Origin of the sequence: Stenotrophomonas maltophilia (genome assembly GCF_002799245.1) — a bacterium.
In the GTDB taxonomy this organism is placed as follows: domain Bacteria; phylum Pseudomonadota; class Gammaproteobacteria; order Xanthomonadales; family Xanthomonadaceae; genus Stenotrophomonas; species Stenotrophomonas maltophilia_S.
Genome location: NZ_NEQV01000002.1, coordinates 599,880 through 622,639, shown reverse-complemented (window position 1 = coordinate 622,639; position 22,760 = coordinate 599,880). Strand labels below are relative to the sequence as shown.

The window sequence follows — 22,760 nt, the reverse complement described above, 5'->3', positions numbered from 1 at the left end:
CGGGTTCCCCTGCTTAAGCTGGAGTTGCAACCGGATGGCGATGTCCCTGGCCGAGATCCGTTACCTGATCAACCGCCTGTCGGGCCTGGCCCGCCGGAGCCTGGCAAGCCTGCGCACCCGTGGGTGGCGGGCCACCTGGCAGCGCATCCGCGTGCATGCCCAGCGCGCCGTTCCCGCACCGCGCACGCCGCTGTTCCTGCCGCCAGCCCAGGATTTCGCCCCCTTCACGGTGCCGTTCAGCGAGTCGCCGGAGGTGAGCATCGTCATCCCGGTCTACAACCACGCCGACCACACCCTGGCCTGCCTGCGCGCCCTGGCGGCACACCCGCCCGCAGCCGCGTGCGAGATCCTGGTGGTGGATGACGGCAGCAGCGACGCCACCGTGCAGTGGATGCCGCAGGTGGCGGGGTTGCGCTATGAAGTGCGCGAGCACAACGGCGGCTTCATTGAAGCCTGCAATGATGGTGTATCGCGTGCACGTGGCCGCTACGTCGTGCTGCTCAACAACGATACGGTGCCGCAGCCGGGCTGGCTCGATGCCCTGCTGGACACCTTCGGCAGCGTGCCCGGCGCCGGCCTGGTCGGCAGCCAGCTGCTGTACCCGGATGGCCGCCTGCAGGAATCGGGCGGGGTGATCTTCGCCGATGGCAGCGGCTGGAGCTATGGCCGCTTCGAGGCCGCTGACGACCCACGTTTTGCCAGCCTGCGCGACGTCGACTACTGCTCGGGTGCGGCGCTGATGCTGTCACGCGCCCTCTGGCAGCAGCTGGACGGCTTCGATGCCCGCTACAAGCCCGCGTACTACGAGGACACCGACCTGGCCTTCCGCGTGCGTGCACAGGGCCTGCGCGTACTGGTGCAGCCGGCCAGCCGGGTGATCCACGACGAAGGCACCAGCAACGGCACCGACACCGGCAGCGGCGTGAAGGCCTACCAGGTGCGCAACCAGGCCATCTTCGCCGCTCGCTGGGCCACCGAGCTCGCCCGCCATCCGCGGGTTGGCGAAGTACCGTCTCCGGCACTGCTGCTGCGCGGCCGGCGCCAGGTGCTGATCCTGGACGAGGAAGTACCGCAGCCGGATCGCGATTCCGGGTCGCTGCGCCAGGTCAACCTGATCCGCCTGCTGCTGCAGGGCGGTGCCCATGTGGTGTTCGTACCGACCCGGCGCGAGCATGCCGGTGCGGCAACCGAAGCGCTGCAACGGATGGGCGTGGAAGTCTGGTACGCCCCCTTCCTGGACGGCGTGGCCAGCTGGCTGCGCAGCCAGGGGTCGCGTTTCGACGTGGCGATGCTGGTGCGCCACCATGTCGCCCATGAGTGCCTGCCGCTGCTCAAGCGCTATGCGCCGCAGGCACGCACCGTGTTTGACACCGTCGACCTGCACTACCTGCGCGAACGCCGCGGTGCCGAAGTTGCCGGCGACACGACCCTGCTGCGCGCAGCCGAACGCACCCGCAGCAGCGAACTGGCGGTGATGGAGCAGTGCGACATCACCGTGCTGGTCAGTGCGGCCGAACGGGAGCAGCTGCAGGCCGATGCGCCGCGGGTGCGGGTGGAGCTGATCTCCAACCTGCACGAGGTTGCCGGCGCCGGCGCCGTATTCGAGCAACGGCACGATCTGGTGTTTGTCGGTGGCTTCCGCCATCCGCCGAACCTGGATGGCATGGAATGGTTCATCGGCGAGGTGTTCGCCCGCATCCGCGCCCGGCTGCCGGAGGTGCGCCTGCACTGCATCGGCGCTGCGGCACCGGAATCGCTGCTGGCACTGGCCGCGCGCCAGCCTGGCGTGCAGATGCACGGGTTCGTCGAAGACATCACGCCCTACATGGACGGCGCGCGCATTGCCATCGCGCCGCTGCGGTTCGGCGCCGGAGTGAAAGGCAAGATCAACCTGAGCATGGCCCATGGCCAACCGGTGGTCGGTACCACCTGCGCCGTGGAAGGCATGCACCTGCACCCCGGCCAGGACGTGCTGGTGGCCGATGACGCTGCCGGGTTCGCCGATGCGGTGATCCGCCTGTACCAGGATCCGCAGCTGTGGCAGCAGTTGTCCGATGCTGGCCTGGCCAACGTCGCCGAACATTTCTCGCTCGATGCCGCCCGTGCGACCGTACAGCGGGTGTTCTTCGCCTAGTCCGCCCGTCCACCGGCGCGACGCAGGCGGTCTTCGAACGCCGGCAGTTCGGCCAGGTCCGGTTGCAGCAACCGTGCCTGTTCGGCGGCATGCACGGCAAAGGCCAGGTCGCCGTTGCCGAGCCGTTCGCTGCCGATCGCCAGCCAGCGCTGGGCCAGCCGCAGCCGCGCCGAGGGCAGCCCGGCCGCAGTCGGTGACAAGGTCTGCCAGGCCTGCAGGCAGGCGCCTGCCGCCTGTACGCGGTTCTGCCGCAGGTTGTCGTCGAAGCAGCGGCGGCTGGCGGGCAGCAGGCGCGCGGCGGCGGCCTTTACCCGCGCGTCGCGAGGGGCCAGTGACTGTGCTTCACGCAGCGCGTCGAACGCGCTGTGCCCCGGTGGGCTGATCCACTGCCCTGCACGCTCGGCACGCTCGATCTTGCGCAGGTGGTCGCGCAGCTGGCGTTCGCGCTGCGCCGTGCTGACCGCGGGCTGCTGCAGCGCCCGTTGTGCCTGCTGCGCGCGCTGCAGGCGCTGCGCCAATTGTTGCCGAACTGCCTGCGCAGCCCCCAGTTCCTCCGCCAGCGCCGCATCGCGTTGCGCCGCATCGAACTGGAAGTCGTCGGCGGATTTCTGGCTGCGCGCCACCACCGCCTGCAATGCCTGCTCACGCCCGCGCTGGGCATTGGGATCGTCGGCGGCCACCGCCAGCACCGCCAGGAAGCCCTTGGCCGCCGTTTCCAGCTGCTGCCGCTGCAACGCACGCTGCGCCTGCCGCAAGCGCTGGTCGACCGCCCGGGCCAGGGCTTCCTCGCTGGCCGGCAGATCGGCATGGCCGGCATCGAACTGACGGGCACGGCGCAGGATCGCGGCCGCCTCGGCCAGCGCTCCGCGCCCCGCCAGCGTGCGCGCCTGCAGCAGCAGGTCGCTCAGTGCATCTTCCCGCCCTTCCAGCGCCGGCAGGTTGTCCGGCTGCAGGGCCAGGATGCGCTGGAACAAGGGCAACGCACTACTGTCGCCGTCATCCAGGCGTCCGGCTGCGAACGCGTTGCGCGCCTGCGCCAACAGCGCACCAATACCTGCTCCGGCACTGCGCCGCGCCTGCAACTGGCGGGCGACCGCATCCGCTTCACCCTGGGGCACCTGCAGCTCACGCGCCAATGCCAGTGCCTGCGCGCTGCCGTCCAGGTCATCAGCCTGCAAGCGATCGCGCGCCTGTTGCAGCGCTGCCGCGCCGGTATTGGCCAGGCCCTGGCGCGCCTGCGGGCGATCACCGTCCAGCGCCAGCACCGCCTGGTAGCGCTCGCGCGCACCACTGCCATCGGCATCGCTCAGGCGACCGGCGGCCAATGCACGATCCCCCTCGGCCAGCAGCTGTTCGATCTGCGGCTCGTCCCAGAACCAGTCGGCCAGCGGCTTGCGCAGCAGTACCAGCAGTACGAACACGGCCAGCGCGGCAAGCAGCGCCCAGCGCCAGATCCGGCGCGCATGGCGCGCCTGCAGCCACCACCAACGGCCCTCGCGACGGACGCGGTCCAGCGCAGGATGTTCAGCGCCATGCGGGCGATGCGGGGGCTCGCGTTCCATGCGTGCAGGGTAGCCGGGGCAGCGTGAAGCTCAGCCGAGGCGACGCGCCTCGCTCACGCCGGGCAGCGCATCGAGCTTGCCCAGCAGGGTCGACAACTGCCCATAGTCACTGACCTTCAGCCGCAGCCGCAGATGGGCACGGCCACTGTTGCGCACGTTGTCACTGTGGATGTCGAGCACGTAGGCGTCTTCCTGGGCGATCAGGTTGGTGATGTCCTTCAGCAGCCAGCGGCGGTCGACCGCAGTAACCACCACGTCCACTTCGTAGCCACCGCCGGCCTGGCCCCATTCCACCGGCAGGATGCGCTGCGGGCTGCTGGCTGCCAGCCGGGCCAGCGCAGCACAGTCTGCACGATGTACGGTGACACCACGGCTACGGGTGAGGTAGCCGACGATCGGCTCGCCGGCCACCGGCTGGCAGCAGCGTGCCAGCTGCACCAGCAGGTTGCCCACGCCCTGCACGGTGAACTTGGACTTGCCCAGGTTCTCGCGGCGCGCGGTCGGCCGCGGCAGGGTCGGCGCAGGTGCGGGCTGGCTGGCGGCACGCTCCGCTTCCAGCAGCGCACGGCTGACCTGGTTCGGGCCGGTATCGCCCAGCGCCACCTGGATGTACAGGTCATCGACGCTGTCGGCATGAAACTTCTTCGCCGCCACGGCCAGGTCCGAGTGCTGCAGGCCCAGCCGCTTCAGCTCGCGCTCGAGCAGCTCGCGGCCGGCCTGCACGTTGCGCGCCCGATCCAGCTTGTGGAACCAGCTGCGGACCTTCTCGCGCGAGCGGTTGCTGGCCAGGAAGCCGTTGGCCGGCATCAGCCAGTCGCGACGCGGGTCGGCCTCCTTGCCGGTCAGGATCTCGACGCGGTCGCCGCTGCGCAGGCGATAGGTCAGCGGCACGATACGGCCGTTGACCTTGGCGCCACGGCAGCGGTGCCCCACCATGGTGTGCACCTGGTAGGCGAAATCGAGCGGCGTGGCGCCCTGCGGCAGGTCCAGCACCTCGTCCTTCGGGCTCAGCGCATAGACCCGATCCTCGGTCAGCTCGGCATCGAGCGCCCCAGCCAGTTCATTGCCCTGACCGTCCTGCGCCTGCTCCAGCAGCTGACGCATCCAGGTGATCTTGCGATCGAAGGACTTCTCCGCGCCCTTGCCGCCTTCCTTGTACTTCCAATGCGCGGCCACGCCCAGCTCGGCCTGCGAGTGCATTTCATGGGTACGGATCTGCACTTCGATGGTGCGCCCTTCCGGGCCGACCACTGCGGTATGCAGCGAGCGATAGTCGTTGGCCTTGGGCCGGGCGATGTAATCGTCGAACTCGCTCGGCACCGGTGCCCACAACGCGTGCACCACGCCCAGCGCGGCATAGCAGGCGGCGACGTCGTCGACCATCACGCGCACCGCACGGATGTCATACAGCTGGTCGAAGGCCAGCCGCTTCTTCTGCATCTTCCGCCAGATGCTGTAGATGTGCTTCGGGCGGCCGCTGACTTCGGCCCTGATGCCCTGGGCGACCAGCTCGCGCGACAACACCTTCTTGACGTTCTCGACGTAACGCTCGCGGGCGATGCGGGTTTCGTCCACCTCGCGGGCGATGCGGCGGTAGGTCTCCGGTTCCAGGTGGCGGAACGCCAGGTCTTCCAGCTCCCACTTCAGCTGCCAGATGCCAAGGCGGTTGGCCAGCGGCGCGTGGATGTCGCGGGTCAGCTGGGCCAGCGCGCGGCGCTGCTCATCGTCCAGCTTGTCGGCCGCACGCATCCGCGCCAGCTGGCGTGCCAGCAGGATCGGCACCACGCGCAGGTCGCGGATGATCGCCAGCAGCAACCGGCGCAGGCCCTCGCTGTTGCGTCCCGCCTCACGGCCGGCATGCAGCGCCCACACCGGATCGGCCGCATCCTGGCCATCGAGCAGCCCGATCACCGCCGCCTTGTGGCCGCCCAGCGGCAGCTGGTCCAGGCTGACGCGCAGGCCCGGCAGGTCGAACAGCAAGGCTGCCACCACCGCGCCCTCGTCTGCCGAGAGCATCGCCAGCGCATCGAGGGTATCGCCCAGCACCGACCAGGTGGCACGCATCTGGTGGTCGCAGTCCGGCGCTTCCCAATGCTCGCGCAGGGCCTGGCGCAGCGGAGCAGGCAGCACCGCTGCCGAGGGACGGTTCAACAAGGCATCCAGGCCAGGGACGGAAGCGCGGTTCACAGCATCGAGCAGGCAAGACAGAAGCCCCTACACTAGCGCCGGCGCCGTTCAGGGACAATCACCGCGGCCACCATCACCCGGCATGAAGACATGCCGCTACACTCGCCAACATCCCCAGGAGAGACCTGCCATGCCTTCGATTGCCCTGCGCGTCCGTCCACGGCTGCTGGCCTGTGCCGCCGTGCTGCTGTCCCTGTCCGCGCCTGCGCTGGCCCAGCGCGTGGTGCAGGGCGACCTGCAGCAGCAGATGTCACCCACCGAGTTCAAGGCCGCCGGCCTGGACAAGCTCAGTGCCGATGAGCTGGCTACGCTCAACCGCTGGCTGCAGGGCAAGGTCGAGGCGGCCACCACCCAGGCCGTCGCCGCAGCGCGCGAAGAAGGCCGCCAGGAAGTGATCAAGAAGAACCGTGGCTTCCTGGATTTCGGCAGCAGCGAGCCGATCGAAAGCAACCTGCAGGGCGAGTTCCGTGGCTTCAGCCAGGGCCGCCGCTACGTGCTGCAGAACGGCCAGGAGTGGGAGCAGATAGATGCCACGCACTATTCCGGTGGCCGCAAGGAAGCCCCGAACGTCAGCATGCGCCCGGGCGTGATGGGGGCCTGGTACATGAAGGTGGACGGGGTGAACGTTCAGCCGAAGGTTCGCCGCACCAAGTAACGCCCGGGCATGCCGGCCGCGCCGGATCGATGCCCGGCGGCAAGGGTCGCCCGATGGGGCGACCCTTGCACGCGGTCACGCCTGGCGCAGTGCGGTCACCCGCTGCGCCAGTTTCTTCGCCGAGATGCCGGTGCGTGCACCCAGCTCCTGGGCGAACAGCGATACCCGCAGTTCTTCCAGATCCCAGCGCAGGGCCTGCCATTGCGGCCGCTCGCGCAGCCCCTGCTGCTCACCCACCTGCAGCGCTTCCAGGAAGGGATGCAGTTCCAGCATGCGTGCCTGGTCGCGCGGCGGATCACGCTTGGCGCGCTCGGTGCGCAGGATCATCGCCTTCAGGTAGCGCGGGTACTGCGCCAGTGCGTCGGCCGGCGTATCACGCAGGAACCCGGGGTGGATCAGGCCGGCCAGCTGCGCTTCCATATCGTCCAGGTTGCCGCGCGCCCAGCCCATCAACGGCGCTTCCAGCATCGGCTTGAGTTCTGCCACCAGCGCCAGGATGCTCTCGGCCAGCTTCAGCCGTGACATGGCCTCGCCGAACAGGGCCTTGGCGGCATGCTCGCGTCGATGCTCGAAGGCCGCTGCATCGCGGATGTCTTCCAGGCCCTCCGCCAGCACCGCGTTCATCGCCGCATCGACCAGGTCACCGCGCAGGCGCTCCTGCGATTCGATCGCGGCATACAGCAAGCCGGTCTTGGCACCGACCGGCAACTGCTTGCGTGCCTGCTTGACCTTCTCGGCCAGCGCGATCTCCAGCAGGCGGCGCACGCCCAGCGGATGGGCCTCCTGCGCCTGCTGGCGATCGGCGAAGATGCGCAGCGCCACGCTGTTGCCCTCATCGAGCAGCGCCGGATAGGCCGGTACACCGGCTTCGCCCGGCACCTGCAGCGGAACCGGCGCCGCCGGGAACGTACGCAGGCCATCAGCTGCCATCTCGCGGCCGGCGCGTGCAGCGAAGGCATCGCCGGCACGGCTGCCGAACGTCGCGCGCAGTGCGTCCAGATCACGCGAGGTCGCCAGCACCTTGCCCTGCTCGTCGCGCAGCCGCAGGTTCATGTGCAGGTGCGGCTCGATCGAACCGGGCTCGAAATCCAGCGCGGTCACCGTCGCGCCGGTGGCGCGTGACAGGAAACGCGCCAACTCGCCGGTGATGGCATCGGCACTGGGCTGCGGGAACGCCTCGTAGAACGCGCGACCGAAGTCCGGCGCCGGCACGTAGTTGCGGCGCATCGCCTTGGGCAGGCTGCGGATCAGTGCCGAGGCCTTGTCGGCGACGAAGCCCGGCGCCAGCCAGCCCAGCTGCACCGGGTCCAGCGCGTTGAGCAGGTGCAGCGGCACGTCCAGGGTCACGCCGTCGTCGTCGGCACCCGGTTCGAAGCGGTAATGCAGCGGCAGCCGCGCCTGGCCCAGCGCCAGGTACTTCGGATAGCGCTCCTGTTCGCTGCCTTCACCCGGCAACAGATCGACCAGCGACCAGTGCAGGGTCTTGCGCTGTTCCGGCGCCAGCCCCTTCCACCAGGCATCCAGCCCCGCGGCCGAATGGATCTGCGGCGGCACCCGGTCCAGGTACCAGCGCGCCTGCCAGTCTTCGTCGGCAACGATGCCGGCGCGGCGCAGCTTCGCTTCTTCCTCGCGGGCGACCTCCAGCACTTTCTGGTTGTCGGCCACGAAACTGGCACGGGTGTTGATCTCGCCGGTCACCAGTGCCTGGCGCACGAAGATGTCATGCGCTTCGCCCGGTGCGATGCGACCGTAGTGCACCGGCTTTTTCGGCGCCAGCACCAGGCCGAACAGGCTGATCTGCTCGGACGCCAGCACCTGGCCCTGCGCGCGCGACCAGTGCGGGTCGAAGTGCTTGCGCAGCAGCAGGTGCGGTAGTTCGGCAATCACCCAGTCCGGCTCGATCGCGGCCAGGGTCATGCCCCACACCTTCTGCGTATCCAGCAGATTGGCCACCAGCAGCCACGGCGGCGGCCGCTTGGACAGCGCCGAGCCCGGGAACGGCAGGAAACGGCGCTGGCGCGGCGCCTGGAAATCGCCCTTCTCGGTGCGGTGGCCGATCTGCGTCGGCAGGCCCGCCACCAGCGCACGGTGCAGGGTCTGGTAGGCCGCTGCACGCACGCGTTCGCTGAAACCCCCTCCCGCCGGTGCCTGTTCCTTCTGCGCACGCACGGGCACCGGGGCCGGTGCGGCCTCGGCCTTGCTTTCGCGGGCCAGGCGTGCAGCGCGGTGCAACTGGCCACGGGTGGCCTTCACCGCGGCAGCATAATCACGCGCTGGCGCCGGCGCACTGCTGCCGGCCAGCAGCGGCGCCATCGACGCCTCGCTGGCCTCTTCCTTCCAGCCCAGCTCCTCGCACAGCAGGCGCAGCTGGCGATGCAGCTCGCGCCACTCGCGCATGCGCAGGAAGCCAAGGAAATGACGGCCGCACCAATCGCGCAGCTTGGACTGGGTCAGATCTTCATGGGCCTGCCGATAGGCATCCCACAGGCGCAGCACGCCGACGAACTCGGAGCGCCCATCGGCGAACTGCGCATGCGCGCTGTCGGCTGCACCGCGTGCTTCGGGCGGGCGTTCGCGCGGATCCTGGATGCCCAGGAACGAGGCGATCACCAGCATCGGCCGCAGGCAGCCGGCCGCCTGCGCGGCCACCAGCATGCGCGCCAGCTTCACGTCCACCGGCAGGCGTGCCATCTGCTTGCCGATGGTGGTCATGCGCCGCTCGGTATCGATCGCGCCCAGTTCGGTCAGCTGCTGCCAGCCATCGGCCACCGCACGCTCGTCCGGCGCTTCCAGGAATGGGAATTCTTCGATGCGACCCAGGCCCAGCTGCAGCATGCGCAGGATCACCCCGGCCAGGCTGGAGCGGCGGATTTCCGGATCGGTGAACTCCGGCCGCGCCTGGAAATCGGCCTCGGCGTACAGGCGGTAACAGATACCCTCGGCGATACGGCCACAGCGGCCCTTGCGCTGGTTGGCGCTGGCCTGCGAGATCGGCTCGATGTGCAGGCGGTCCAGCTTGTTGCGCGGGCTGTAGCGCTTGACGCGGGCGAAGCCCGGATCGACCACGTAACGGATGCGCGGCACCGTCAGCGAGGTTTCCGCCACGTTGGTGGCGAGCACGATGCGCCGGTTCGGCCCGGGGTTGAATACCCGGTCCTGGTCCTGGTTGGACAGGCGCGCGTACAGCGGCAGCACCTCGGTGTTGCGGTACTTGCGCCGTTCCAGCGACTGGTGCGCATCGCGGATCTCGCGCTCGCCCGGCAGGAAGATCAGCACATCGCCGCGCGAATCCAGGCGGGTGATCTCATCGATGGCCGACACGATGGCGTCGTTGACGGTGCGTTCGCCTTCCTGTTCACCCTCGCCTTCCAGCGCGCGGTAGCGCACTTCCACCGGGTAGGTGCGGCCTTCGACGCTGATCACCGGCGCATTGTCGAAATGGCTGGCGAAGCGTTCGGTGTCGATGGTGGCCGAGGTGACGATCAGCTTCAGGTCCGGGCGCTTGCGCAGCAGCTGCTTCAGGTAGCCCAGCAGGAAATCGATGTTGAGGCTGCGTTCGTGCGCCTCGTCGACGATGATCGTGTCGTAGTTCGACAGCCAGCGGTCACTGGCGATCTCCGCCAGCAGGATGCCGTCGGTCATGAACTTGATGCGGCTGTCTTCGCTGACCTTGTCGTTGAAGCGCACCTGGTAACCGACCAGCTGGCCCAGCTCGCTCTGCAGTTCCTGCGCCACGCGGCTGGCCACCGCACGTGCGGCAATCCGTCGCGGCTGGGTGCAGCCGATCATGCCGGCCTGGCCACGGCCTGCGGCCAGGCACAGTTTCGGCAGCTGGGTGGTCTTGCCCGAGCCGGTTTCACCGGCGATCACCACGACCTGGTGGTCGCGGATCAGCCCGATGATGGCCTCGGCTTCACGCGCAATGGGCAGCTGCGGGTCCAGAGTAATGGACGGCTGCTGCTGCGCCCTGACCTGCCGGCGCTGCACCGACGCCTGCAAGGCCTGCTCGAAGGTAGCGGCCAGTGCCGCATCCTGTGGCTTGGCCTGGCAACGCGAGAGCATCCCCAGCAAACGGCCCCGGTCGCGGCTCATGGCGCCGTCGATGGCGGCGCGCTGTTGGCGCAGGCGGGGCGGCGGATTTTTATCGATAGAGTTCATCAATCGGTTCGTTCAAAACTTTGAAAGCGACCAGTCATCGAGACTGATTTACTGTGAAGGCCAACGATTCCACAAGGAGGAACCCCATGGCGAAGACCAAGAGCACGACCAAGGCCAAGACCGGCAAGCAGAAGCTTGCAGTGGCGGCACCGTCGGCGCCGAACATCGATATCGGGATCACCCAGGGCGACCGCAAGAAGATCGCCGACGGCCTGTCGCACTTCCAGGCCGATGCGTTCACGCTCTACCTGAAGACGCACAACTTCCACTGGAACGTGACCGGGTCGATGTTCAACTCGCTGCACACCATGTTCGAGACGCAGTACACCGAGCAGTGGGCAGCACTGGACGACGTGGCCGAGCGCATCCGCGCGCTGGGCTTCAATGCCCCGGGCTCCTACCGGGAATTCGCTGCGCTGACCTCGATCGTCGAGGAACCGGGCCTGACCGACAGTGCGGACTGGCGTGAAATGGTACGCCAGTTGGTGGTCGCCAACGAAGCGGTCTGCCGTACGGCACGTGAAGTGCTGGAGGTGGCGGCCAAGGGTGACGACGCCCCGACCGAGGATCTGATGACCCAGCGCCTGCAGACCCACGAGAAGTACGCCTGGATGCTGCGCTCTCTACTGCAGTAACCCTTCAGGGCTTCGCCCCTACGGGTTTCCATGATTCCGCGGTGCGGAATCATGGACCCTGCATCACCTGCCGGCCTCTCCCCGCGCCTGTCGGCGCGCCCCCTCAACAGAGGGGGCTGCTTGGGGTGGCAGTAGGTCGGGACATCCTGGGGTCAGATCCGTTTTCCGCAGGAAAACGGATCTGACCCCATGTTGTTTGTCGATATCTGACAGATTTCATCCACGCATGGCGTGGATCTACTGACCACCGGGCCAAGTCTAGGGGAGTGCCCCCTGAGTCAGGGGGCGGCCGCGAAGCGGCGGGGGTCTGGAAGCTGGTAAGTGGGGCCCGCGTTTCGCGAAGCGAAGCGTGGGAGCGGCAGCGCGCATGCGATGGCGCGTTCCCTGGGCGCAGCCCTGCCGGCTCCCCCGCCGGGGTAAACTAGCGCGATGCCTTCCCGCCCCGCGCACGACCTGCTCCAACGCGTCTTTGGTTACGACGATTTCCGTGGTCCGCAGCAGGACATCGTGGAGCATGTGGCTGCCGGTCACGATGCCCTGGTGCTGATGCCCACCGGCGGCGGCAAGTCGCTGTGCTACCAGGTCCCGGCCCTGCTGCGTGACGGTTGCGGCATCGTCATCTCGCCGCTGATCGCGCTGATGCAGGACCAGGTCGAGGCCCTGCGCCAGCTGGGCGTGCGCGCCGAGTACCTGAATTCAACCCTGGATGCCGAGACCGCCGGCCGCGTCGAGCGCGAACTGCTCGCTGGCGAGCTGGACATGCTCTATGTCGCCCCGGAGCGGCTGCTGACCGGTCGCTTCCTGTCGCTGCTGTCGCGCAGCCAGATCGCCCTGTTCGCCATCGACGAAGCGCACTGCGTGTCGCAATGGGGCCATGATTTCCGCCCCGAGTACCGCCAGCTGACCGTGCTGCACGAGCGTTGGCCGCAGATCCCACGGATCGCGCTGACCGCGACCGCCGATCCGCCGACCCAGCGCGAGATCGCCGAGCGCCTCGATCTGCAGGACGCCCGCCACTTCGTCAGCTCTTTCGACCGCCCCAACATCCGCTACACCGTGGTGCAGAAGGACAATGCCCGCAAGCAGCTGACCGATTTCCTGCGCGGCCACCGTGGCGAGGCCGGCATCGTCTACTGCATGTCGCGGCGCAAGGTCGAGGAGACCGCCGAATTCCTCTGCGGCCAGGGCTTCAACGCCCTGCCCTACCACGCCGGCCTGCCGCCGGAAGTGCGCGCCAGCAACCAGCGCCGCTTCCTGCGCGAAGACGGCATCGTGATGTGCGCCACCATCGCTTTCGGCATGGGCATCGACAAGCCGGACGTGCGCTTCGTCGCGCATACCGACCTGCCCAAGTCGATGGAAGGCTATTACCAGGAAACCGGCCGCGCCGGGCGCGATGGCGAGGCCGCCGAGGCCTGGCTGTGTTACGGCCTGGGTGATGTGGTGCTGCTGAAGCAGATGATCGAGCAGTCCGAGGCCGGCGAAGAACGCAAGCAGCTGGAGCGGGCCAAGCTCGACCATCTGCTGGGCTACTGCGAATCCATGCAATGTCGCCGCCAGGTGCTGCTGGCCGGCTTCGGCGAGACCTACCCCCAGCCCTGCGGCAACTGCGACAACTGCCTGACGCCGCCGGCCTCGTGGGACGCGACCATTCCGGCACAGAAAGCGCTGAGCTGCGTCTACCGCAGCGGCCAGCGCTTCGGCGTCGGCCACCTGATCGACATCCTGCGTGGCAGCGAGAACGAGAAGGTGAAGCAGCAGGGGCACGACAAGCTCAGCACCTATGCCATCGGCCGCGACCTGGATGCGCGCACCTGGCGCAGCGTGTTCCGCCAGCTGGTCGCCGCCAGCCTGCTGGAAGTGGACAGCGAGGGCCACGGTGGCCTGCGCCTGACCGACGCCAGCCGCGACGTGTTGACCGGCCGGCGCCAGATCAGCATGCGCCGCGATCCGGCCAGCAGCACCAGCGGACGGGAACGCAGTGCGCAACGCACCGGGCTGTCGGTGCTGCCGCAGGATCTGGCCCTGTTCAACGCGCTGCGCGGCCTGCGCGCCGAACTGGCCCGCGAACAGAACGTGCCGGCGTTCGTGATCTTCCACGACAGCACCCTGCGCAACATCGCCGAGCAGCGCCCGACCAGCCTGGATGAACTGGCCCGGGTCGGCGGCATCGGTGGCACCAAGCTGAGCCGCTACGGCCCACGCCTGGTCGAAATCGTTCGCGAAGAGGGCTGACGGTATCGCGCTGCCGCGCTGCGCGGCCGCCGGGCATGGTCCCAACGACGCGCGGGCGCCCTGTAGAGCCGAGCCCACGCTCGGCTGCCTCTGCGCGAACAGCAGCCGAGCGTGGGCTCGGCGCTACATTGGTGCGGGTCCAACCTTGAACCGGCCATTCAGCCGGAAGTGCATCGCCGCCCGCTTGCGGCTAGATTAGCGCCATGTCCCTGGCCTCGACCCTGCTCCGCGTCGTGCTCATGCTCAGCCTGTTGCTCAACGGGCTGAACGCGGCCATGGCCAGTGGTCACGAAGAAATGGGCCGGATGGCGCACGCCGTGGCCGCTGCTGTTGATGGCGGCAGTCCCGACTGCCACCACCACGCCGGCATGCAGGCCGACCCGGCCCCACAGGCCAAGGCCCCCGCCCACGACGCCCACTGCCAGATCAAGGACTGCGTGCGCAGCTGCGCCCAGCACCCGCTGCTGGTGGTGCAGCCATTGCCGTTCATGGCCGGCCCGGCGCTGTCGCTGGCCCCGCAGCCGATGCCCGCCACCGGCCGGCCGGCGCCGCCGCTGCCGCCCATCTCGCGCCCTCCCATCGGCTGATTCCACACGCACCGTGCGCCCTGCGCACCGTAGCCGGCCGCCTGCCGGCGTCTTTACGTGTCTGGAGTCACCACCATGAATACCCGCATTCCCCCCGGCCCGGGCGCCGTGCCCATGCCGTCGCGCCGCCTGTTCGTGCAGGGCCTGGCCGCCGGCGGCGTGGTTGCCGGCATCGCCGCTGTCGGCGTGCCGCAGCGCGCGCTCGCCGCCGCCACGGCCACGCCACGCCTGGCCGGTGCTCCCGCCGTGCTGAGCGATACCCGCATCGAACTGGCCATCGGCGAATCGCTGGCCAACTTCACCGGCCGCACCCGCCCGGCGATCACCGTCAACGGCTCGCTGCCGGCCCCGATCCTGCGCTGGCGCGAGGGCCAGACCGTGGACCTGTTCGTGCGCAACACGCTGGAACGCCACCCGACCTCGATCCACTGGCACGGCATCCTGCTGCCGGCCAACATGGACGGCGTGCCCGGCCTGAGCTTCAACGGCATCGGGCCCGGCGAGACCTACCACTATCACTTCGATCTGAAGCAGTCCGGTACCTACTGGTATCACAGCCACTCGATGTTCCAGGAGCAGGCCGGCCTGTACGGCGCGCTGATCATCGACCCCGCCGAACCGGCGCCGTACCGGCACGACCGCGAGCACGTGATCATGCTGTCCGACTGGACCGACATGGACCCGGGCGCACTGTTCCGCCGCATGAAGAAGCTGGCGGCGTACGACAACTACTACATGCGCACGCTGCCGGATTTCTTGCGCGACGTGAAGCGCGACGGCTGGTCGGCGGCGCTGTCCGACCGTGGCATGTGGGGCCGGATGCGGATGACGCCAACCGACCTGTCCGACGTCAACGCCAACACCTATACCTACCTGATGAACGGTACTGCCCCGGCCGGCAACTGGACCGGCCTGTTCCGCAGTGGCGAGAAGGTGCTGCTGCGCTTCATCAACGGCGGGTCGATGACCTACTTCGACGTGCGCATCCCCGGTTTGAAGATGACCGTGGTCGCCGCCGATGGCCAGTACATCCACCCGGTCAGCATCGATGAATTCCGCATCGCTCCGGCTGAAACCTACGATGTACTGGTGGAACCCAGCGGCCAGGATGCCTTCACCATCTTCTGCCAGGACATGGGCCGTACCGGCTACGCCGCCGGCACGCTGGCGGTCCGCCACGGCCTGCAGGCGCCGATTCCCGAGCGTGACCCACGCGTGCTGTTGACCATGGCCGACATGGGCCACGGCATGCCGGGCCATGACATGGGCGGTGGTGGCCACGACATGGCCGCGATGAAGGGCATGGAAGGTGGCTGCGGCGCCAGCATGGGCCACGGCGCGCATGGCGGCGGCGATAGCGCCAGCAAGGCCCCCAAGCACCCGGCCAGCGAGCGCAACAACCCGCTGGTGGACATGCAGAGTTCGGCCACCGAACCGAAGCTGGACGACCCCGGCATCGGCCTGCGCGACAACGGCCGCCAGGTGCTGACCTACGGCGCGATGCGCAGCCTGTTCGAGGATCCCGATGGCCGCGAGCCCAGCCGCGAGATCGAGCTGCACCTGACCGGCCACATGGAGAAATTCTCCTGGTCGTTCGATGGCATCCCGTTCGCCAGCGCCGAACCGCTGCGGCTGAACTACGGCGAGCGCATGCGCATCGTGCTGGTCAACGACACCATGATGCAGCACCCGATCCACCTGCACGGCGTGTGGAGCGATCTGGAAAACGCACAGGGCGAGTTCCAGCTGCGCAAGCACACCATCGACATGCCACCCGGCACCCGCCGCAGCTACCGCGTGCGCGCCGATGCACTGGGCCGCTGGGCCTACCACTGCCATCTGCTGTACCACATGGAAGCGGGCATGATGCGCGAAGTGAGGATCGAAGAATGAGCCGTCCCCTCCTTTCCCCCAGCCTGCTGGCGCTGGGCCTGGCCACCGCGCTGCCGGTGTTCGCGCAGTCACACGCCGGCCATGACATGGCGGCAATGGCACCGCCGGCGAAGGCCGCGGAGGCGCCGGCCGAGCAGGTCGATCATTCCAGGATGGACCCTTCGACGATGGACTCCAGTGTGATGGACCACACCGGCATGGACCATTCGAAGATGGATCACTCGAAGACGGACCAGGGCGCGATGCAACCGGCAGCGATGGACCACGCCACGATGGACCATTCCAGGATGGACCACGCGGCCATGGGCCACGGCACGCCGGCACCCACCGAACCGCGCGAACCGATCCCGGTTCCCACCGACGCCGACCGCGCCGCCGCATTCCCGCCGATCGCGCACGGCGCAATGGAACACGCGCCGGAGATCAACAGCCTGCTGCTGATCGACCGCCTGGAGCACTGGGACGGCAAGAGCAGCACCGGCCAGGCCTGGGAGGCTACCGGGTGGATCGGCGGCAACATCAACCGCCTGTGGCTGCGCACCGATGGCGAACGCAGCCGCGGCCGCACCGGGTCATCGTCACTGGAAGCGCTGTATGGCCGCAGTGTGTCGCCGTGGTGGGACGTGCTGGTCGGCGTGCGCCAGGACTTCCGGCCGGCCGACTCGCGCACATGGGCGGCCATCGGCATCCAGGGCCTTGCACCGTACAAGTTCGAGAGCTCGGCGACTCTGTACATGGGCTCCGGCGGCCAGGTGCTGGCCAAGGCCGAGGTCGAGTACGACGTGCTGCTGACCAACCGCCTGATCCTGCAACCGCTGCTGGAAGCCACCGTCGCAGCCAGGGATGAACCGGAGTACGGCATTGGCCGCGGACTGAACAAGGTGGAAGCCGGGCTGCGCCTGCGCTATGAGTTCAGCCGCCGCTTCGCGCCGTACATTGGCATCAGCCACGAACGCACGTTTGGCGACACCGCCGATTATGCCGGTGACCATGCACGCGACACCCGCTGGGTGGCCGGCGTGCGCATGTGGTTCTGAGCAGCGGTTCGTGAGCAGTGGCCAGCCCCGGCAGCCGCCGGGGCCGGCTACACTGCGCCACGTTCCATTGCAGGCACCGCCATGTCGTTGCAGATCCGCCGCGCCACCCTTGCCGATGTCGATGCCCTGTCGGCCATCGCGATTGCCACCTACATCGAAACCTGGGGCGATTCCTATCCGCAGCAGGAGCTGCACGATTTCCTGCAGGCGCACTACAGCAGCGAACCGCAGCGCGTCGAACTGTCCGACCCGCGCAGCGCGATCTGGCTGCTGATGGACGGTGGCTCCGTGGTCGGCTATCTGGCCGCCGGCGCCAACACCCTGCCGCATGCAGAGGCACGCGAGGGCGACATCGAACTGAAGCGGTTCTACATCCTGGCCGCACACCAGAACGGCGGCCACGGCGCACGCATGATGGACGCATTCATGGCCTGGCTGGACCAGCCGCAGCGCCGTACCCTGTGGGTGGGCGCATGGGAAGAGAACTTCGGCGCGCAGCGCTTCTACGCGCGCTACGGCTGCAGCAAGGTCGGCGAGTACGACTTCATCGTCGGTGACACGCACGACCGCGAGTTCATCCTGCGCAGGGCGTGATCACGCGTCCTGTAGCCCAGGGCTTGCTCGACCAGCGCAGCATTCAAGTCGAGCAGGCCCGGCTCCACCTAGAAGTCGAACAACTCCGACAGGAAGCTGTCCTTCTTTTTTTTCTTGTAACCGTGGCCACGGTTGTCCTCGTAGCGCTGGCCGAGGTGACGGGTATCACGGTGCATCACTGGCGGCGGCGAGGATACCGGCTGCTGCACGGGCGCTGGCGGCGGCACAGCGGCATCTGCACCGGCACGTTCGATGATCTTGTCCAGCTCGCCACGATCCAGCCACACGCCGCGGCAGCTCGGGCAGTAGTCAATCTCGATGCCATGGCGTTCGGCCATCTGCAGCGTCTGGGTCTTGCACACGGGGCACAGCATCGGCATCACTCCTGTCGGTCTGGCAACGACTCTACCTGCACGGCGATGACTATGCGGCAACGCATGACCGATGGCACAAGGACTTCCGGCGCGTGTCCTCCCCCCTGCAACCCCGCAGACTGAAGCCCTGTCCCGCAGGAAGTGCAAGCATGGCTGTGCTGTCCCGCCTCCCCACTGCAGCGCGCCTGGCGCTGGTGCTGTTGGGCGTCGCCCTGGGCCTGAACCTGCGCGATATCGCCGCCGCCGTCGGCACACCGATTCCAGCGCTGCCCATCGCCTACGGCGGCAGCCTGCTCGACAACGCACTGGCGGTGCTGGTGGCAGTGCTGCTGGCCCTGCTGCTGCGTCCCCGTGGCATGGGCCTGCTGGCCAGCCTTGGGCTGCACGGAAATGGTTGGGGCGGCCCGTTGTGGGTGCTGCTGGCCAGCCTGCCCTGCTGGCTGGGCCTTGCGCTGCTCGGCACGCCGAACACGGCGCTGACCGCGCTGGATGCCACGATGCTGGCGGTGCTGTTCCCACTGGCCGAGGAAGTGCTGTTCCGCGGCCTCGGCTTCGTGCTGCTGGTGCAGCTCGTGCGCGGGCCATGGCCCCTGCTCGCGCTGCCGCAGGCGCTGCTGTTCGGCTGGGTGCACTGGCTGGGTTTCGGCGGGTTCGATGGCGGCGGCACCGCACTGTTTGTCGGTGCGGTGATCGCACTCGGTGGCTTCATCTTCGCCTGGCTCGATCACCTCGACGGCAATACCGTGTGGTGCGGCCTGGTCCTGCACGTTTCGATGAACCTGGCCTGGAACGTGTTCAGCCTCGACGACGCCCTCGCGCTGGGCTGGCAGGCCACCAGCCTGCGCATCGGCACCGCCCTGCTGGCGGTCGTGGCCCTGGCCTGGCACATGCGCCGCCGGCGCCAGGCGCGCCTGTAACGCCCACTTAGCTTGCCGTGCACGCCGGGCTCACTACCGGCTTGCGCATACTTGCGCGCCTTTCGCTCCCCCTGTTGTCCGGAGTTGCCGCGTCATGTTGCTGTCCAAGCGCTTTGTGGAACCGCGCGTCCTGCTGATCGAGGACGCCGAGGAAACCCAGGAACTCAGTCGCCTCGCCCTGGAAAGCCAGGCCTGCCAGGTCACCGCTGTCAGCAGCGCCGAAGCCGCTCTGGGCCTGCTCAACGCTGGCGAACCGTTCGACCTGCTGTTCACCGACGTCTGCCTGGGCGGCATCAGCGGCATCGAAACCGCCAACCGCGTGCGCGAACACCTGCCGCAGCTGCCGATCCTGGTCACCTCCGGCATGGACCAGCATCGCGTGCTGCCGCAGCTGCGCGCCGGCATCCACTTCCTGCCCAAGCCGTACAGCATGAGCGAGCTGCTCGATGCCATCCGCCTGTGCTTCCGCCATGCCGACGTGGGCGTGCTGACCGGGCCGGGCGCACAGGCCGCATGAGGCCCCATCCACGCCACGCGTGGATGGAACCCTCCCTCAACCGCTGCTGTACGGCCCCGTACCCGGGAACACCTTCAGCAACGCGCGGGTGATCATGTCCGGATACACGGTGAAGTGGTCCTCGTCGTCGATCACCATGTTGTCCACCGTCAACGGACGCCCACTACCGCGCAGCTGCTCGGCGAACTCGGCGTTGTGGCGCAGCATGTCGTTGCGGGTGAAATAGCGCGGCTCCGGCTTGACCGTTTCGAAGCTGCCGATCGACAGCACCACCGTGGTCGGCTGCGTGGGCGCCTTGGCTGCGGCCTGCATGCGCGGTACCCGATGGTTGTCGAACCACAGCGACGGGCTGGACAGGATGTAGCTGTGGAACATGTCCGGGCGCGTGGTCAGCACGTAGGCGCCAAACAGGCCGCCATAGGAATGGCCGGCATAGGCACGCCGCGCCGGATCGGTGCGGTAGCGCGCATCGATCATCGGCAGTACGCGTTCGGCGAGGAAATCGCGGTAATGCGCCGCGCCGCCGTAGCTGACGTCGTCGCTGTAGTCACGCGGATCGGTGCGCGCCGGATCGCTGGGCGTGTAATCGCGCGAGCGGCTCTGCCTGGAGGTCAGGCCTTCCTGCGGCGGCAGCCCGACCAGGATGAAATCCTCGATGTTGACGCCCTTCTGGCCCACCATGTTGCGCACACTGCGCACCAGCGGGAAGCTGTACAGCGCGTCGGTCACATACAGCACCGGATAGCGCTTCTCCGGATGCGCCGCGTAGTCGGCCGGCAACGCCACCCAGATCGGGTAATCGCGGCCCACCGGATCGTGCACGCGCAGCGCTTCAGTATCCGGCAGCACCACGCCCGGCACAGCGGTGGCCGCGCTTTCCTTCGCTTCATTCTGCGTTGCCGGTGGTGCCACCGACATCGCACACCCACCCAACACCAGGCAGGCCACCACACTCCATCCACGCACACGCTGCATCCACGCTCTCCCGTTGCGGGCGGCGCACCCGGGTGGCGCCGCTACCGCATCCTCACATGTCGTGCAGCGCAGCGCCACGCCGGGTCAGGGCGAGGCCGGCGCTGGTGCCGGGAACAGCGTGCGCAGCGCCTGCAGGGCGGCCGGGTGATAGATCGTCGCGTGGGTTTCCTCCGGCAGCGGCAGGTACTTCACCAGCGGCGACGGCGAGGCCTGCTGCAACAACGCGGCCAGACGCGCGGTTGACGCGGCCAGTTCCGGCTGCCCGCTGCTGGCCAGGAACACCTGCGGCCGTGTGCGCGTCACTGCCGGCAGCTGCCTGGCCGCTCCGGCCAGCAAGGTGCCATGGTTCCACCACAGGCTGGGGTCCAGCGCGATGTAGCTGTTGAACAGCGCCGGTTCCTGCAGCAGCGTCTCGACCACGAACAGGCCGGCCAGCGACTCTCCGATCAGTGCGCGCTCGTCGGTGGTCGGGTAGCGCTGGCGTACCTGCGGCATCAGCTCATCGCGCAGGAAGCTGCGGTAGGCCGCCGATCCACCAATGCGTGGCGCGATCTTCTGGTCCTGCGGATCGCTGCTGGGGCCGGTCATGTCGCGGCGGCGCTCGGTGTTCTCGATACCGACCAGCAGGAACGGACGCATGCTGCCATTGCCGGCCAGCACCTGCACCAGCCCTGCCACATGCAGGAAGTCCTCGCCGATGCCGCCATCGGCCATGTACAGCACCGGCAGCGGCGCCTTCGGGTCCAGCCCCCAGGGCTGCGGGCGGTAGACATTGATGCGGCGGGTTTCGCCAAGCGCCTTCGACTCGATGGTGAAGGTCTCGCCAATCACCAACGGAGCCGCCGCAGTGACCGGCTCCGGTGGCGTCGCCTGCGCCGCGGGAACAGCGGCGACAGCTGGCCCCGCAGTGGCCAGCAGGATCATGACGGACAGGACAGCGACGCGCATGCGAACTTCCATTTTCGAGAGGACGGCCAGCATAACTGCGCCGGCGCCCTCAACGGCGATCCAGTTCGATCACCGCCTGGCAGGCGCGGAGCTGGTCGTCGGCATCGCGTCCGATTCGAACAAGCGCTGCCGCAACCTCTGCTCGTAGCTGGGCACCCGCATCACGTTCGCCGGTGCGGGCGGCGGCTTCGGACAGACGGCCGGTGTGGCACGCGGCAAGGTCGTCGCGCAGGCGGAGAGTGCCAGCACGCAGGGCAGCCACCACATCAGCGTCCACCTCGGCTGCGCGCGCACGGTCATGTTCATGTTGTTCCCCCACTGAGGCCATCGCCTCGTTCCGTTCTTCCTGATCCCGGCGCAGCCGCCGCTCGGACTGCACGGCGCCGGCCTGTTGTTCCACATCCACCCGCGCCATCGCGAGATCGCTGCGATCACCGCGCCAACGCCAGCCGGCCGCGAACATCAGCAGTGACCACAGCAGCAGCGACGCCATTACCACCCACAGGCGTGGCATGTGTCACTGCTCCGCCAGGCAACGCGCATGGCGCTGTTGCTGGCGCTCCCATACCCCCCAGCACACGGTGTTGGGGCGGCCATCGACACGGGTCGAACAGTCGTAGCCCCCTGCCCGCTTCCACAGCAGCAAGGCATCGCAGGCCTGGCGGTATTCACCCTGCAGCAGATGACGGCGCATCGATGACGCGCGCCAGTTGCCGATGCCGTACTGGTAGAGGAAATCGACATAGACGTCGTACTCGCCCTGGCTGAGCGCCACACCGGGCAGCGAGGCTCGGAACTGCCCTTCTTCCCTGGCCAGATGGGCCTGCACGGTATGCAGTGCACGTACCGGCGTGGTGCGGTCGCCCATCCTGACCGGCGTGCCATCCTCGCGAACGGTCGAGCCGAAGCCATAGGTTGGACGGTCATTGCGCGTGGGCACCACCGCGGCGTCGGTGTATCCCTCACGGTCGACGATGGCGATCAGGCCCGCAGCGCTGAGCGCAAGCACGGCGACCAGGCTGCGTATCGGCAAGGTGCTGCCGGGCCGGCTCATTCGCGTTCCCTGCGGCGCCATTCGCGCAGCCAACGCCAGCCCAGATAGGCAATCTGCGCAGCCAGGTACACGATGGTCAGCACCACCACCAGGCGGTCCAGGGTGATGCCGGCTGCAAGCGCACCGGCGACGGTGACCGGCGGCGCGGACTTGATGGCCGCTGCGCCGGCCGTACTGATGATTTCTTCTTTCATGATGGGTCCTGGAGGGAATGCAGGCCGCGCCGCATCGACGTGGCCCGAAGAGGTGCCCGCCTCGCTGCCGGCTCGGCACGAGGGTTGTTCCGGTCGGGAGGCGG

The 22,760-nt window shown here is 68.3% G+C and carries 19 protein-coding genes; 10 read left to right on the top strand and 9 right to left on the bottom strand.

Annotation, left to right across the window (positions count from 1 at the left end; genetic code table 11):
• Positions 1–34: 34 nt before the first annotated feature.
• Positions 35–2,134 (top strand): glycosyltransferase, encoded by a 2,100-nt coding sequence (locus B9Y64_RS08735; RefSeq protein ID WP_100440347.1) that lies wholly within the window; start codon positions 35–37, stop codon positions 2,132–2,134.
• Here the strand turns inward: B9Y64_RS08735 and B9Y64_RS08730 are convergent.
• Complete coding sequence (locus tag B9Y64_RS08730; RefSeq protein ID WP_100440346.1) at positions 2,131–3,696, bottom strand: hypothetical protein; 1,566 nt, start codon at positions 3,694–3,696, stop codon at positions 2,131–2,133. The two genes, B9Y64_RS08735 and B9Y64_RS08730, sit on opposite strands and share 4 nt — an antisense overlap.
• A 30-nt stretch (positions 3,697–3,726) precedes the next feature.
• A complete protein-coding gene (locus B9Y64_RS08725; RefSeq protein ID WP_100440345.1) occupies positions 3,727–5,883 on the bottom strand; it encodes a RelA/SpoT family protein in 2,157 nt (718 codons plus the stop codon).
• Positions 5,884–6,013: 130 nt separating this feature from the next.
• Between B9Y64_RS08725 and B9Y64_RS08720 the strand changes: the two genes are divergently transcribed.
• On the top strand, positions 6,014–6,538 hold the full coding sequence (locus B9Y64_RS08720) for a hypothetical protein (protein WP_100440344.1): 525 nt from the start codon (positions 6,014–6,016) through the stop codon (positions 6,536–6,538).
• A 75-nt stretch (positions 6,539–6,613) separates the two neighbouring features.
• On the opposite strand, the gene hrpA is transcribed toward B9Y64_RS08720, so the two are convergent.
• A complete protein-coding gene (hrpA, locus tag B9Y64_RS08715; protein WP_100440343.1) occupies positions 6,614–10,696 on the bottom strand; it encodes an ATP-dependent RNA helicase HrpA in 4,083 nt (1,360 codons plus the stop codon).
• A gap of 86 nt (positions 10,697–10,782) precedes the next feature.
• Between hrpA and B9Y64_RS08710 the strand changes: the two genes are divergently transcribed.
• From B9Y64_RS08710 to B9Y64_RS08685, 6 genes are all read left to right on the top strand, one after another.
• Positions 10,783–11,331: a Dps family protein gene (locus tag B9Y64_RS08710; protein ID WP_100440342.1), complete on the top strand. Its 549-nt coding sequence runs from the start codon at positions 10,783–10,785 to the stop codon at positions 11,329–11,331.
• A 429-nt stretch (positions 11,332–11,760) separates the two neighbouring features.
• Positions 11,761–13,566 carry a DNA helicase RecQ gene (gene recQ / locus B9Y64_RS08705; RefSeq protein ID WP_100440341.1) on the top strand — a complete coding sequence of 602 codons (1,806 nt, stop codon included), beginning with the start codon at positions 11,761–11,763 and terminating at the stop codon, positions 13,564–13,566.
• Positions 13,567–13,769: 203 nt separating this feature from the next.
• The gene (locus tag B9Y64_RS08700) at positions 13,770–14,153 is read left to right on the top strand and encodes a CopL family metal-binding regulatory protein (protein ID WP_100440340.1); all 384 of its coding nucleotides are present in this window, start codon (positions 13,770–13,772) and stop codon (positions 14,151–14,153) included.
• Between the two features lie 75 nt (positions 14,154–14,228).
• On the top strand, positions 14,229–16,046 hold the full coding sequence (locus B9Y64_RS08695; protein WP_100440339.1) for a copper resistance system multicopper oxidase: 1,818 nt from the start codon (positions 14,229–14,231) through the stop codon (positions 16,044–16,046).
• The gene (locus tag B9Y64_RS08690) at positions 16,043–17,083 is read left to right on the top strand and encodes a copper resistance protein B (protein ID WP_100440338.1); all 1,041 of its coding nucleotides are present in this window, start codon (positions 16,043–16,045) and stop codon (positions 17,081–17,083) included. Before B9Y64_RS08695 ends, B9Y64_RS08690 begins: the two co-directional genes overlap by 4 nt.
• An 81-nt stretch (positions 17,084–17,164) precedes the next feature.
• Positions 17,165–17,677, top strand: coding sequence for a GNAT family N-acetyltransferase (locus B9Y64_RS08685; protein WP_100440337.1), 513 nt, complete (start codon positions 17,165–17,167; stop codon positions 17,675–17,677).
• 68 nt (positions 17,678–17,745) lie between these two features.
• Here the strand turns inward: B9Y64_RS08685 and B9Y64_RS08680 are convergent, their stop codons facing one another.
• The gene (locus B9Y64_RS08680) at positions 17,746–18,051 is read right to left on the bottom strand and encodes a zf-TFIIB domain-containing protein (protein ID WP_100440336.1); all 306 of its coding nucleotides are present in this window, start codon (positions 18,049–18,051) and stop codon (positions 17,746–17,748) included.
• Between the two features lie 149 nt (positions 18,052–18,200).
• Between B9Y64_RS08680 and B9Y64_RS08675 the strand changes: the two genes are divergently transcribed.
• Positions 18,201–18,968, top strand: coding sequence for a CPBP family glutamic-type intramembrane protease (locus B9Y64_RS08675; protein WP_100440335.1), 768 nt, complete (start codon positions 18,201–18,203; stop codon positions 18,966–18,968).
• Positions 18,969–19,062: 94 nt separating this feature from the next.
• Entirely contained in the window at positions 19,063–19,485 is a 423-nt protein-coding gene (locus tag B9Y64_RS08670; protein ID WP_100440334.1) for a response regulator, read from the top strand.
• 36 nt (positions 19,486–19,521) lie between these two features.
• On the opposite strand, the gene B9Y64_RS08665 is transcribed toward B9Y64_RS08670, so the two are convergent.
• From B9Y64_RS08665 to B9Y64_RS08645, 5 genes are all read right to left on the bottom strand, one after another.
• Complete coding sequence (locus B9Y64_RS08665) at positions 19,522–20,460, bottom strand: alpha/beta hydrolase (RefSeq protein WP_100440333.1); 939 nt, start codon at positions 20,458–20,460, stop codon at positions 19,522–19,524.
• An 84-nt stretch (positions 20,461–20,544) separates the two neighbouring features.
• Entirely contained in the window at positions 20,545–21,408 is an 864-nt protein-coding gene (locus tag B9Y64_RS08660) for an alpha/beta hydrolase (RefSeq protein ID WP_100440332.1), read from the bottom strand.
• A gap of 49 nt (positions 21,409–21,457) precedes the next feature.
• Positions 21,458–21,901, bottom strand: coding sequence for a lysozyme (locus tag B9Y64_RS08655; RefSeq protein ID WP_238379856.1), 444 nt, complete (start codon positions 21,899–21,901; stop codon positions 21,458–21,460).
• Positions 21,902–21,925: 24 nt separating this feature from the next.
• Positions 21,926–22,462 carry a lysozyme gene (locus B9Y64_RS08650; RefSeq protein WP_100440330.1) on the bottom strand — a complete coding sequence of 179 codons (537 nt, stop codon included), beginning with the start codon at positions 22,460–22,462 and terminating at the stop codon, positions 21,926–21,928.
• Positions 22,459–22,656 (bottom strand): hypothetical protein, encoded by a 198-nt coding sequence (locus B9Y64_RS08645; RefSeq protein ID WP_057494733.1) that lies wholly within the window; start codon positions 22,654–22,656, stop codon positions 22,459–22,461. Before B9Y64_RS08645 ends, B9Y64_RS08650 begins: the two co-directional genes overlap by 4 nt.
• Between the last annotated feature and the right edge of the window lie 104 nt (positions 22,657–22,760).

Excerpts from the sequence above, each read along its gene's own strand:
- B9Y64_RS08670 (WP_100440334.1), top strand. The coding sequence starts at position 19,063 with ATGTTGCTGTCCAAGCGCTTTGTGGAACCGCGCGTCCTGCTGATCGAG.
- B9Y64_RS08685 (WP_100440337.1), top strand. The coding sequence starts at position 17,165 with ATGTCGTTGCAGATCCGCCGCGCCACCCTTGCCGATGTCGATGCCCTG.
- B9Y64_RS08650 (WP_100440330.1), bottom strand. The coding sequence starts at position 22,462 with ATGAGCCGGCCCGGCAGCACCTTGCCGATACGCAGCCTGGTCGCCGTG.
- B9Y64_RS08665 (WP_100440333.1), bottom strand. The coding sequence starts at position 20,460 with ATGCAGCGTGTGCGTGGATGGAGTGTGGTGGCCTGCCTGGTGTTGGGT.
- B9Y64_RS08735 (WP_100440347.1), top strand. The coding sequence starts at position 35 with ATGGCGATGTCCCTGGCCGAGATCCGTTACCTGATCAACCGCCTGTCG.
- B9Y64_RS08680 (WP_100440336.1), bottom strand. The coding sequence starts at position 18,051 with ATGCTGTGCCCCGTGTGCAAGACCCAGACGCTGCAGATGGCCGAACGC.
- B9Y64_RS08710 (WP_100440342.1), top strand. The coding sequence starts at position 10,783 with ATGGCGAAGACCAAGAGCACGACCAAGGCCAAGACCGGCAAGCAGAAG.
- B9Y64_RS08645 (WP_057494733.1), bottom strand. The coding sequence starts at position 22,656 with ATGAAAGAAGAAATCATCAGTACGGCCGGCGCAGCGGCCATCAAGTCC.
- B9Y64_RS08695 (WP_100440339.1), top strand. The coding sequence starts at position 14,229 with ATGAATACCCGCATTCCCCCCGGCCCGGGCGCCGTGCCCATGCCGTCG.
- B9Y64_RS08730 (WP_100440346.1), bottom strand. The coding sequence starts at position 3,696 with ATGGAACGCGAGCCCCCGCATCGCCCGCATGGCGCTGAACATCCTGCG.
- B9Y64_RS08690 (WP_100440338.1), top strand. The coding sequence starts at position 16,043 with ATGAGCCGTCCCCTCCTTTCCCCCAGCCTGCTGGCGCTGGGCCTGGCC.
- B9Y64_RS08660 (WP_100440332.1), bottom strand. The coding sequence starts at position 21,408 with ATGCGCGTCGCTGTCCTGTCCGTCATGATCCTGCTGGCCACTGCGGGG.
- B9Y64_RS08720 (WP_100440344.1), top strand. The coding sequence starts at position 6,014 with ATGCCTTCGATTGCCCTGCGCGTCCGTCCACGGCTGCTGGCCTGTGCC.
- B9Y64_RS08655 (WP_238379856.1), bottom strand. The coding sequence starts at position 21,901 with ATGGCGTCGCTGCTGCTGTGGTCACTGCTGATGTTCGCGGCCGGCTGG.
- B9Y64_RS08675 (WP_100440335.1), top strand. The coding sequence starts at position 18,201 with ATGGCTGTGCTGTCCCGCCTCCCCACTGCAGCGCGCCTGGCGCTGGTG.
- B9Y64_RS08700 (WP_100440340.1), top strand. The coding sequence starts at position 13,770 with ATGTCCCTGGCCTCGACCCTGCTCCGCGTCGTGCTCATGCTCAGCCTG.
- recQ (WP_100440341.1), top strand. The coding sequence starts at position 11,761 with ATGCCTTCCCGCCCCGCGCACGACCTGCTCCAACGCGTCTTTGGTTAC.
- hrpA (WP_100440343.1), bottom strand. The coding sequence starts at position 10,696 with ATGAACTCTATCGATAAAAATCCGCCGCCCCGCCTGCGCCAACAGCGC.